Raw genomic sequence first — 12,038 nt, forward strand, 5'->3', positions numbered from 1 at the left:
CCCCTCTATCTCGTGCACACGGGGCGCCCGGTGGGGCTCGTTGGTCTGCTCGCCGGTCTGGCCGCCATGGCTGCGCTCCTCTCCCGAATTCCGCTCCCTGCCCTCTATCGCCCCGGCCGCTCGCGACAGATCCTGCTGGCCTCGTCCGCTGGCGGCATGGTCTCGTCGGCGGCCATGCCCCTCATGCCCGACATCATCTCCTTCACGGCCGTCCTCATGGTCAATCGCGTTGCGAGCGGGATTGCGACGGCGGTGTACATGGCGCGCTATCTGGATCTCATCGGGGAGGGCGTTGATCGACGTCGGGTGATGGGCTACTACGGTGGGACCCAGGCGGCTGGCTACGCGGCCTCGAGCCTCTTCACGGGGCTCATCGCGGATTTCGCCGGGTTCACGGCGGCGTTCCTCTTCTCCGCCGCGACGTCCGGCCTCGCTGCTGCACTGCTCCTCGGCCTTCCGAACCCGACCGCCGGTCAGCGCGAGGCCGCACCTCGTCCAGCCACCAGGCACGCCGGTCGCCTGCGCGGCTGGCTCGCCGGCGTAGACGATCCGGGCCTGTGGGGGGTTCTCAACATCAATACCTGGAATAACTTCTTTCACGTCATCAACGTCAGCTTCTTCCCGGTTCTGGCCACGGCGATCGGAATGCCTCCGGCGCAGGTGGGCATCATCCGAGCGATCTACTCGTCGGTTAACGCCGTGAGTCGACCCATCGCCGGTGTCGTCATGGGCCGGCTGGCCCTGCGCCAGATCGCCTACGTCGGCATTGGTCTCCAGGCGTCCCTTCTTTTTGTTGGGCCGGTAATTCGCGATATGGCCGTCTTCGTGCCCTGGACTCTGGCGTATGGATTCGGCCGAGCGATCGTCGTTGTCGCCACGAGCGCCGGACTCGCCGAAGAGGTGGACGATACGCGCGTGAGTCGAGGAACGTCGACCGCGACGTATAGCACCTCGTCGGACCTCTCGAACGTTGGCGCGCCGCTGGTCGGAGGGCTGATTGCGAGCATCTTCGGCGTCGTGGGCATGTTTCCCCTGACCGCGATGGGCTTCCTGGCCTGCTTCCTCGCGGGGGACGTTACCGTCGCTCGCTGGCGCGCGCGTCGGAAGCTGCCCGCCGCCGATGCTGGCGAGCCCGTCTCCGTCGCGCCCGCGTGATACGCTGCCTGCGGCGGCGGCGCTGGCGAGGCCCGTCGCGGCCGGCTCGACGCTGTGGTGGACGGCTGGAGCGGTCACGCGGCCCGCGATTCGCGGCCGCGCCTCCCTCGGATTTCGAATGGAGACGGCCGCGCCTTTCGCGGCGAGTGGCCAGCGAGCCACCGTGCCAGCGGGTTGTCGAAATGGTGGGAGCTGAGCGCGCGATCGGCGCTCCAGGCGAGATCGGCGGCGACCGCGGCGACGACGAGGGCGCTCAGCATGTATATGCGGTCAGCAGATGCATCGGTCGTCAGCGGACCCTTGCTGAGCAGATAGTTTCCATTCAACCAGAATGCGCTGATCGCCCCCAGCCGGGTGAACAGCCCCAGTGCGAGCGATACGCCTGCGACCCACTCACCCAGGACGACTAACTGGGCGAAGAGGCCGGCGTTGGGCAGCACGATCTCTTGGAGGAACGCGCCGTAGGGAGCTACGGCGGCGGCCTGCTGGCGTTGCACGAACGAGACCAGGTGGTCGGGAGTCAGGAGCCACCCGGACAGCGTTTTCTGAACGGCCGACATGAGAAACGTCAGGCCGATGCCCGTCCGAATGAGAGAAAGTCCGTCCCTTGGATACATCAGTGAAATGACCTCCGTCGACTGCTTGTCGCAGGGGCGCGCGCTGTCCGGTTGGTTTGATCTGATCGCGCCCCTCATGAGGCCGGACGAGGGAAATGCGGATATGGATCAGTGGGGGCGAAAGGACCTCGGGCTCTGGCAAGATGCTCCGTGTGAAGCTGCTCCGAAGCCTCGTCGCGCTCATGGTTCTATGCGTTCTGGCCGTTTGGCTCGTCCCTCAGGTCCGCGTCGGCTTGCTCACGGTTCTCCTCGCTCCGCACTTCTTCCCGGGCGCGCTTCCACGGCCACTGGTGTGGGCCACGCCTCGACCGGAGGTCGGTACCGCCGTCATCCCCGGAACCGAGGGACATGTGGTCGCCGACGTCTATCGCCCAGCCGGATGTGACCGCTGTCCAGCCATGATCTTGTTTCTCGGAGTGAATCCGCTCCCACGAAGCGATCCGCAAGTCACGACGTTGGCCGAGGGCATCGCCCGCACCGGTATCGTGACAGTTGTCGCCGAGGCCCGACCCCTTCTCGAGGGAAATATCCATCCGGACGCGGTGGGCGATCTCGTTACCGTGTTTCAATGGGTGGAGCAAGACGGCGATGTCGATCCGAACCACATCGGGTTCGCCGGCTTCTGCATCGGCGCCGTGCTGGAGATCCTAGCGGCCGAGGACGAGCGCATCGCCGATCACGTTGCGTATGTGAATGCCTTCAGCGTCTACGCGGACGCTATGGATCTGTTGCGAGCGATCCTGACGGAAAGTCAGCCGGGCCCGAACGGGGCGGAGCCTTGGATGCCGAGCGACCTGACGAAGATGGTGTTCTTCCGCCACATGATTGGGCTGCTCCAGTCCGAATCCGACCGACTCGTGTTATCGCAGGCGTTATTGGAGCAACGGGCCGCCCCGCTCGATCCGGCCGCGCTCAGTCCGCAGGGCGGGCGGATGTTGGCCCTGCTTCGATCGAGCAGTCCGGACGAAGTGAACCGATTCCTCGCCACCCTCCCGCCTAACGACCTCGCCGCGCTCAATTCCCTCTCGCCCGCACGACGAGCCGATCGTCTTCGTGCTCACGTTTTCTTGATGCATGACGTGGATGACACCTACTTGCCGGTGGCCGGCGCGCGCCAGTTGGCTGCTAGCCTCCCGCCCGCAGCCCGCGTCCGGTTCACCGAGTTCGAATTGTTTAGCCATGTGGTACCTGGGCGCGTCGAACATCCGGTGAAATTCATGGGCGAGATGGTGAAGCTCCTGTCTCACATATACGGCGTGATGCTCGTCGCGCACGGCCTGGCCGATTGATCGGGTGATCGATACCGCTCGTGGCTCTCGTGCAGATGGCCTTCGCCCGCCCACCAGGTGCGATGGTCAGCACGTGCATGCAGAGCCCGCGCGCACGACAACGCACGTTGAGCCAGCCAAACTGGACATAACCTCACCCCCTTGGCAGATCCGGCGTGGCCCGGATGATCAATCACGCCATTCTCATGGGCGCTGACCGCGGCGTACCCGGTTGTGCATGCTGGACGAGTTGACATCCAGCGGATGCCACCAGCGACCTGCTCGCCACTGTGGGCGTGCCCTTGCCGTGGCGGCGAGGTCGGCAGCGATCTACCATAGAAGCCCAGCAAGGGGCTCAGCAGCTTGCCTCGAGCAATTTCGGTTTCCGAGGTCCAGCCCGGGCGGATGGGCGCCGGCCATCTGGGGCGGCAGGGGGGAGGACAATGCGCACGCAAGTCGCCATCGTCGGCGCCGGCCCGGCGGGGTTGGTGCTGTCCCACCTGCTCGGATTGCAGGGCATCGAGAGCGTTATCGTGGAGCACCGCGATCGGGCATACATCGAGAGCCGCGTCCGCGCCGGGCTCCTGGAGCAGGCGACTGTTGACCTGCTCTGCTCGACCGGGGTGGGCGAGCAATTGCAGCGGAAGAGCATGACGCATCATGGTCTCAACATTCAGTTCGAGGGTGAGCGACATCGGATTCCGCTCACCGAGCTGACCGGCGGCAAGCACGTGACGATCTATGGGCAGCAGGAGGTCGTCAAGGATCTCGTGGCGGCCCGCCTCGCCGCCGGTACGCTGATTCACTTCGAGGCCGCGGCTGTAGCACTGGAGGCTCTCGACACTCCGTCTCCCATCGTCCGCTACCAGCAGAACGGAGAGCTGCGCGAGCTGCAGGCCGATTTCATCGCTGGCTGCGACGGGTTCCACGGCGTATGCCGGGGCGCCGTCCCCCGCACCCATGCTCGGGTGTTCGAGAAGATCTACCCCTTTGCCTGGCTCGGGATCTTGGCGCAGGTCCCCCCGTCGTGCGACGAGCTCATCTACGTCCGCCACGATCGGGGCTTTGCTCTTCACACCATGCGCACGCCGCAGCTCACGCGCCTGTACCTGCAGTGTCCGCCTGGCGACCGAATCGAGGATTGGCCCGACGACCGCATCTGGGGCGAGCTCAAGGCCCGCATGGCGCTGCCGGGTTGGGAGTTGGAGGACGGTCCCATCGTGGACCGAGGCATCACCGAGATGCGCAGCTTCGTGATTGAGCCGATGCAGTACGGCCGGCTCTTCCTGGCCGGAGATGCAGCGCACATCGTGCCGCCCACCGGCGCCAAGGGGATGAACCTGGCAGTCGCGGATGCGCGAGTGCTGGCCGAGGCGCTGATCGCCTACTTTCAGACCGGCCGCACGGATGCGCTGGACGCCTATTCCGCGAGCTGCTTACCCCGCGTGTGGCGCGCCCAGCATTTCTCCTGGTGGTGGACGTCGTTGTTCCACCGCTTCGACGACGCGGACGCAGATTTCCAATCGCGGCTCCAGGTCTCGCAGCTTCGCTACCTGCTGCGGTCGCGGTCCGCGATGACCAGCATGGCCGAAAACTACGTCGGCCTCGACGAGGTCTAGAGACTGGGCCGCGAACGCATTCTCACGCCGAGCGATGGAACGGACTTTTTTCGCGGGCCCGGTCAGGACAGAGCGCCGATCTCGGCCATGCTGGCGTCGAAGCGAATGATGACGTTCTGCGCCGGATCGCGCACGACGCCCACCGGGTCGATGCCCTCGCGGACGTTGTCGATGCCCTCGCGGATCATCTGGCGCAGGAGCAGAATGCCCTGATCCGAGGAGGCAAGCCGCTCGGCGGTGCGATCGGCGATGGTGCCCTGTTGCTCGGCCGCCATCTTGTCCTCCTCGACGATGCCCCACCAGCCATTGTCCACCGGCGTGTACGCGCCGGGCTGTCCGCGCTTCATGCCCTTGGTGGCCAGTCCCGTCTTCTGCCCGGTCTTCGGGTCGCCGCCGGGATAAAAGGTCACGGCGTAGGTGTGCGTCTCTCCGTCGTCGATTGGGACGCGGAAGTTCATATGGTGGGCGGGCCTACCGTAAACGCGCGCGCCCGTGAAGCGGTTGTTGGACGGAAAGAGCCAGAGCGACACCTTTCGCGTGTCGATGCCCGGGAAGCTCGTCGTGACGCGGACGCCGTACCAGGTGCGCTCCCAGTTGATGTCGGGCCGCTTCATTGCGAAGCTCGGGTAGCCGCTGGCGTGGAGGACCGGCAGGTGGCTCTGGTCCACGGAGTTCTCGGCGCGCTGGAGCCAGTTGCAGTAGTCCACGTTCGCCTCGACGGTGCGGAAGCCGTCTTCGAGTACCAGCAGGTCGTATCGCGGCAGAAGTGGCGCGGGCTCGGGTCCCAGATACCCGAAAATCAAGCCGCCCAGGTCCTGGGCGCGATAGGCGAGGTGGTGGACGCGATCCTTGAACGCGCTGTCTGGAGGCTCCATCGGCTGCTCGACGCACTGGCCGCTCACGTCGTACATCCAGCCGTGATAGCTGCAGCGGATGCCCGCGGATTCGGCGCGCCCATAGTCGAGCGCGGTGCCCCGATGGGAGCAATGCAGCCCGAGCAGCCCCAGCCTGCCATGGCCGTCGCGGAAGAGCACGAGGTCCTCGCCGAGCAGGCGGACGCGGCGGGGCTTACCCTCGGCCACGATCTCCTCGGTAAAGCCGACCGGCCACCAGTAGCGCCGCAGCAGATCGCCGGCCGGCGTCCCCGGACCGACGCGGGTCATCAGCTCGTTCTCTTCCTTGGTCAGCATCTCGCCTCCGTTCCCGGCCCGCCGGCCGTGTCTACGATTTCGCCCACTCGTGAATGTTCCACGTGTGCGCGTTGATGATGTCAAAGCCCGTCTTGATCATATTTCCGGTCACGCCCTTGCGCTGGAAGTCCTTGCGCACTGCGTAAATCGTCGTGATGATCGGCAGTTCTTCGGTCACGATCCGGAGGATCGCCCGCTCACGGTTCACCCGGTCGCTGCGCCGAATGGTCGCGAAGAAGCCGTCGATCTCGGCGTCGAGCGCCGGGTTCATGTACGCTCCGCGGTTGCTTCCGAGGTAGCGGCGCTCGGGCGTCATCGCATTGTTGCTATGCAAGTGCTGGATGGTGATCCGGCCCATGCCGCGGTAGCTCTCCTCCACACAAGGGAAGTTCGCGCGGTACTCCAGACTGCGCTCCGCTGCCGCTGGCCGGGTCTCGATCTGCGCCGCGACGCCGACGGCACGCCACGAATCGACGGTGAGGTCGCCCGAGCGCTTGCCCAACTGTGCGCGAACAGCGCAGGTGAAGAGTTCCCCGTCTCGATTTCGCAGCGGTCCGTCGGGGCCCTTGATCAGTCCCGCTTCCTCGAACAGCGCCAGCGCGGCTCGCGGATCGAACGGGTATGTTCGAATCGCCGATTCCACGTCCGGGTAACGCGGATCGTTGGTCGGGACCCACGAGTTGGCGACCGCGCTCTCGCCGTCTTCGTCCACCTGGTTGATCGCTTGTCGATCCAGGGCGTGGGCGAGGGCGCGCCTCAACCGGACGTCGTGCGCCAGCTCCGCTGGCACCGCTACGTCCTTGAACTGGAACGCCAGGTGGTTGGTCCCCTCGGTCCCCATCTGGAAGTCCCCGATCCCTCGTGAACGGACCAGATCCATGCTCTCCCGGTCCCAGTCCACGCCCCAGGCGGCATCCACGTCCCCGGCCAGCACCCTGGCCTGGGCGGTGGTGTTGTCCTGGACGATGTCAACCAAGATCCTGTCCAGCTTGGGCTGGCCGAGATAGTAGCGGTCGAAGGCGTCGAACTGCATCTGCGCCCCCCGCTCCCAGCGCGTCAGCCGAAATGGTCCGGTGCCGATGAAGGCGCTCTCGTCCGCCCAGTAGGGAAGCCTGTTGAACTCGGCGCGATCTCGCTCGTACACCGCCTGCATGAGATGCGCCGGGAGCGGCGCGAAGTCCCACACGCTCATCGCGTCCGCGAAGGCGTACGGCTTGCTCCAGTACATCACGACGGTGTGGTCGTCGGCCGCGACCGCGTGGTCAAGCCCCTTCGCCAGCCCCTGGTGGACGGGATAGACGTCCACCGCAGGGTCGATCTGCGCCTCGGCGCTGAATACGACGTCCGCGGCGGTAACGGGGGTTCCGTCGTGCCACACGGCGTTCCGCCGCAGGTGGAACGTGATCTCCATGGTGCCGTCCGGGTTTAGCTTCCACGAGCCGTCGTCCACATGCGGCACGGACGCGGCGAGCCGGGGGACGGGCTCAGACTTATCGTCCAGGGCGACGAGGCCGTTGCTGAGCATCTCGTGGATGTTGATCACGCCGCCGGTCGTGCTCTCCTGCCAGATGCTCAGGACGCGCGGCTCGCCGACGAGGACGACGTTCAGGGTCTTCGGTGATCCGGAGCCGACGCTCGCCTGCTGCGCTGCCGGTGCCCGAGGGGACGCTGCGGGAGCGGAGCAGGCGAGCAGTGCCGTCGCGATGAGCGTCACCGCTGCGAGGGTCCTGGCCACGATTTTTTGGGGCATCGGCGGTGTGCGGATAGCGGCGCTCCTCGGCCTCGCAACCGTTGGGAGGAGGAAAACTCCAAAGCCATTCGTCCCTCTCCTGTTGGCAGGAGTGGCAGGCGCGTGGCCGGTCGCGGATCGCGATGGTCCTGCGAGGTGGCGCGAGTGTACACCGAGCCGCCCGCGGTGTCGACAGCCGTGGCGCGCCTGATTGGACCGACGTGGGCGGAGGCACTATGATGAGCGCCTGATGGTGCTCAGACTCTGCGGTGGTCTTCGAGCTGCCTGAGGGTCGTTTCCAGAAGCCGCGCATGGGGAGGAAGCCATGGAACCGGACGCAGCCGAGCGGGCCCTACCCGCGTTCTCTCTGGCGGAACGAGACCGGCGGTGGGGCCAGGTGCGCGAGCTCATGGCGCGGGATGGCATCGACGCACTGGTCGCGCCACCCAACACCGGCGGCAACGAGCGTAATCAGGCCGACGCACGCTACCTGACCCAGTATGGCATGAACGGCGAGCAGATCGGCTGCGTGTTCCCCTTGAACGGCTCCGTCATTGGCTTCGGCGGTCCATCCTCTCGATTGGTGACCGGCTGGATCGACGACGTGCGGAACCCCCGCCGCACCTTCAACGAAGCCATCGTCGACGCTCTCAAGGAGCTGGGCGTCGAACACGGCGTGATCGGCGTCTGCGGGTTACAGCCAAGCAAGTACAACCTGATGCGTGTACCGGACGGGGTCGTGGGCGCAAATCTGTTGGATCTGATGCGCCAGACCTTCCCCGCGGCGCGGATCGTCAGCGCCACGAATGTCACCGGCGAGGCGCGCATGACCAAGAGCGCGGAAGAAATTGCCTTCCTCGAACGGAGCACAGCAATTGCCGAGGCCGGGCTCGACGCGTTGCTCGAGACAGCGCGGCCGGGCGTTCGGGAAAATAGCTGCTACGCGGCGATGATCAAGGCGGAGATCGAGCAGGGCGCCTCACTGCCCTTCAAGCTGTCCTGGGAGTCCGGCCCCGCGGGCCACCTCTACGAGCGCCTCACCCATGCAACCCGCCGGGTGCTGCGCGATGGGGATCTGATCATCAACGAGATCGAAGGGAACTGGGGTGGGTACATGGCCCAGATCGACACGTCGATCTATCTCGGCCACACGCCCGCTGACTGCCAGGACGCCTGGAAGGTGGCGACGGACTCATTCGAGCGCACGGTCGCGACGATGCGCCCCGGCCTGACCTTCGGGGAGCTGTTAGAGACGTGCGCAGCCACCCCGGTGGTTGGGGGATGGGGGGCCCGCCTCATACTGCACGGCCGCGGTTTGGGCGACGAGGGGCCGCTCATCACCTTCCCTCCATACGATCCCGAAGTGACCGCGCGGCCTCTCCAGGAAGGAAACACGTTCATCATTAAGCCTCAGGTGAGACGCGAGCGCGAGGGGAGCATGGCCATCTTCGGCGACACGGTCACGGTGACCGCGACCGGCGCGCGACGATTGGGGAAGCGCCCGACCGACTTCGCAACGTACCACATCGTGGCCTAACCGCGCCGTAGCGTCAGCCATCGTGCTGCGGCGTCGTCGTTCGCGTGCATCCCGTCCGCGCTTAACCGCCGATGCCAGCGGTGGCCACGAGGCGTTCCTTTGGCTCTATTGCGCCGAGACTCTCGACGATTTCAAAGTGGCCACTGTGAGCCTGGGCGATGTACATGTTCATGCGCACGTGGTGCTGGCCGGGCACCATCGCCGCCGGCCCACCCGGACCCTGGGGAATCTGGGCGTGATCCAGCGCTGCGATGACATCCGCCTGCGTGAACGAAGCCGCCTCAGTCACCGCGGACGCCCATAGTCGGAGACCACGGTACAGGCCGGAACAGGCACTACCGCCGGTGAACTTCACGCTACCGGGATAGAGCGCTTCATACTGCGCGAGCAGCTTCTGACTGAAGGGATCCCTGACGGTTTGATAGTAGTCGAGGCAACTGTACAGCCCCTCCACGTGGGCCGCGGGCACCATATTCAGGAAGTTCTCATCGAAGTAGGTGCAGACCAGATGTCCACCGCCTCCGGTGAAGCCTGCGTTGTGGAGCTGCTCGAAGAACGGAGTGACGCCAGGCGGTACGATCGTGTTGAAGACCACGTCCGCCTGGCTCGAGATGATCTTCTCGACGGTCGCGCGGTAATCCGTGTGATCGAGGGGAAAGTACTCCTCCCCGACAACCGAGCCGCCGTGGGCGGCCACCACCTCTCGGATCCTGCTGTTCATCACGTGGGGCCAGATGTAGTCGGCCGACGGTAGGTAAAAGCGCTTCGCCCCGGTTCGTTGCATCAGCCAGGGAATGAAGGGATCCACTTGCTGTGCGGGCACCGGGCCCGTACAGAAGATGAGTGGGTCGGATTCCTGCCCTTCGTACTGTTCCGGGTAGATATAGAGCGTCCGGCCTTTGACCACGGTCGGTCCCTTGATGGCCTGCCTAGTGGAGCTGTAGATGCCGCCGAAGATGACGTCGACGTGATCCTGCTCCACCAGCTTTTTCGCTTTGGCCGCGGCGACGGAATCGTTCGTCTCACTGTCCTCGACGTACAGCTCCAGATTCCGCCCTCGCAGACCGCCTTTGCCATTCAAGTCGCCGACGACCATCCTCGCCACGTTGGCGTTGGCGAGCCCCACGAACGAGAGGGGCCCGGTCAGGTCCGCGATGAGTCCCACCTTAACTGAAAGATCGTTTGACGGTCTTGTCGCCATGAGTCTGCTCTCCCACAACACGTTTGTTGCTGGCGCGGGCCAGCGTTTACGATGGTCCGTGTCGTACGCATGATGCGGCCCGCAAAAGGCCCCGTACATCGGGAGAACTCCCCATTTTGACAACCCCGCTTCGCCTCGGTGAGCTGATCGCCACGCTAGCGCTGGCGCAGGACAATGCGTTTGGCCAGCCGCTTGAGTCGCAGCTGCGCTCGTGTCTGCTCGCGACGTGGATGTGCGCTGCCGCGGGATTCGACAAACAGGTGAGCGAGACCGCCTACTGGGTAGCCCTGCTCCGATATGTCGGCTGCACCGGTCACGCGCACGAGGTGGCCACCGTGTTCGGTGACGAGATCGCCATTCGTGGCCAGACGCTAATCCACGACGCGGCGAATCCCGCGGAAGTCATGCGCGATGTCGTAGCCTTCGCAACGGCCGGTCGTGCCCAGGAAGAGCGCGACGGAATCATTCAGATGCTCCAGCACACGGCCCACGAGTGGGCCGTGTACAACTTCTCGTCCGGGTGCGAGGTCGCTGACATGCTCGTGCAGCGGCTCGATTTCGGCGCCGGCGTTCGCGAGGCGCTGGGTTTCACGTTCGAGCGCTGGAACGGCAACGGTTTTCCCGCCCATGCGCACGGCGATGCGATCCCGCTGGCGATGCGGGTCGTTCACCTCAGCCACGACATGGAGGCGATCGGCCGCCTCTTCTCGCCCGACCATGCGATTGAGGCAGCTCGTGATCGGCGCGACCGGACCTACGACCCCGCGCTCGTCGATCTCTTCGTTGCGAACGGACATGGCTGGTTCGATCAGCTCAGCGCGAGCGAACCGTGGGATGCCGTGCTGGCCCTCGAGCCCGCGCCACGACGCTTCCTCGATGGCGAAGCGCTCGATAATGCCCTGCTGGTCGCGGCGGACTTCATCGATCTGAAGTCGCCGTACATGGGCGGGCACAGCCGCGGTTGCGCGCGGCTCGCAGCCGATGCCGCTCGCGTCCTCGGCTTCGACGAGGACGCCATCGCCATGGTCCGACGGGCCGCGCTCGTGCACGACTTCGGCATCACCGCAGTGCCGAACTCGATCTGGGACAAGCCAGGCGCGCTCACGCGTACAGAGTTCGATCGCGTCGAGCTTCACCCGATGCTAACCGAGCAGATGCTGCGCCGCTCCCCTGCTCTGGACGCGCTGAACCCCATCGCTTCCGCCCACCATGAGAAATGCGATGGCTCGGGCTACCACAAGCGCGTACATGCGGACGCCGGCGATCCCAGCGCGTGCGTGCTTGCCGCGGCGGACGTCTACATTGGGCTCACCTCGGAGCGAGCGGACCGCCCGGCCTTTTCGCCGTCGCGGGCCGCGAGCGAGCTGCGTCGCCTCGGCACTCGCGGCGTGCTCGAGTCGCGCGCTTGTGACGCAGTGCTGGTCGCGGCCGGGCACAGTGAGCCGGCGACCACCGGCAAGCGCCCGCGGCTACCGGGTGGGCTGTCCCGACGCGAAGTCGACGTGCTGAGTCTCGCCGCGCGCGGACTGACGACGCGACAGATCGCCGACCGGCTCGTCATCTCGACCAAGACAGCGGATCACCACATCCAGCACATCTACGGCAAGATCGGGGTATCGACGCGCGCCGCGGCCGCGCTCTGGGCCATGGAGCAGGCCGTCGTCCGCTGACGCGGCGGCTGGTGGAAGAACGTTCGGTGTCGCGTGCGGCGCCCGTCCGATG

At 65.8% G+C, this 12,038-nt stretch carries 9 protein-coding genes; 5 read left to right on the forward strand and 4 right to left on the reverse strand.

All coding sequences use genetic code 11. The annotated features are described in order from the left end of the window. Positions 1-1,155: MFS transporter (locus VFC51_15230; protein ID HZT08377.1), on the forward strand; the 1,155-nt coding region annotated here is incomplete at its 5' end. Between the two features lie 74 nt (positions 1,156-1,229). Here the strand turns inward: VFC51_15230 and VFC51_15235 are convergent. Continuing rightward, entirely contained in the window at positions 1,230-1,772 is a 543-nt protein-coding gene (locus VFC51_15235) for a DoxX family protein (GenBank protein ID HZT08378.1), read from the reverse strand. Positions 1,773-1,915: 143 nt separating this feature from the next. Here VFC51_15235 and VFC51_15240 point away from each other — a divergent pair, with 143 nt between their 5' ends. Together VFC51_15240 and VFC51_15245 are read left to right on the forward strand one after the other, a co-directional pair. Beyond that, positions 1,916-3,061 carry a hypothetical protein gene (locus VFC51_15240; protein HZT08379.1) on the forward strand — a complete coding sequence of 382 codons (1,146 nt, stop codon included), beginning with the start codon at positions 1,916-1,918 and terminating at the stop codon, positions 3,059-3,061. Between the two features lie 422 nt (positions 3,062-3,483). After that, positions 3,484-4,659 carry a 4-hydroxybenzoate 3-monooxygenase gene (locus VFC51_15245; protein HZT08380.1) on the forward strand — a complete coding sequence of 392 codons (1,176 nt, stop codon included), beginning with the start codon at positions 3,484-3,486 and terminating at the stop codon, positions 4,657-4,659. A gap of 62 nt (positions 4,660-4,721) precedes the next feature. On the opposite strand, the gene VFC51_15250 is transcribed toward VFC51_15245, so the two are convergent. Then, complete coding sequence (locus tag VFC51_15250; GenBank protein HZT08381.1) at positions 4,722-5,849, reverse strand: Rieske 2Fe-2S domain-containing protein; 1,128 nt, start codon at positions 5,847-5,849, stop codon at positions 4,722-4,724. A gap of 31 nt (positions 5,850-5,880) precedes the next feature. Then, on the reverse strand, positions 5,881-7,599 hold the full coding sequence (locus VFC51_15255) for an ABC transporter substrate-binding protein (GenBank protein ID HZT08382.1): 1,719 nt from the start codon (positions 7,597-7,599) through the stop codon (positions 5,881-5,883). 304 nt (positions 7,600-7,903) lie between these two features. Between VFC51_15255 and VFC51_15260 the strand changes: the two genes are divergently transcribed. Next, complete coding sequence (locus tag VFC51_15260; protein HZT08383.1) at positions 7,904-9,115, forward strand: M24 family metallopeptidase; 1,212 nt, start codon at positions 7,904-7,906, stop codon at positions 9,113-9,115. Between the two features lie 61 nt (positions 9,116-9,176). On the opposite strand, the gene VFC51_15265 is transcribed toward VFC51_15260, so the two are convergent. Then, a complete protein-coding gene (locus VFC51_15265) occupies positions 9,177-10,316 on the reverse strand; it encodes a substrate-binding protein (GenBank protein ID HZT08384.1) in 1,140 nt (379 codons plus the stop codon). Positions 10,317-10,432: 116 nt separating this feature from the next. On the opposite strand from VFC51_15265, the gene VFC51_15270 reads away from it, so the two are divergent. Next, positions 10,433-11,986, forward strand: a complete 1,554-nt coding sequence (locus tag VFC51_15270) for an HD domain-containing phosphohydrolase (protein HZT08385.1) — start codon at positions 10,433-10,435, stop codon at positions 11,984-11,986. Positions 11,987-12,038: the final 52 nt, after the last annotated feature.

It is taken from the genome of Chloroflexota bacterium (genome assembly GCA_035652535.1).
In the GTDB taxonomy this organism is placed as follows: Bacteria; Chloroflexota; UBA6077; order UBA6077; family SHYK01; genus DASRDP01.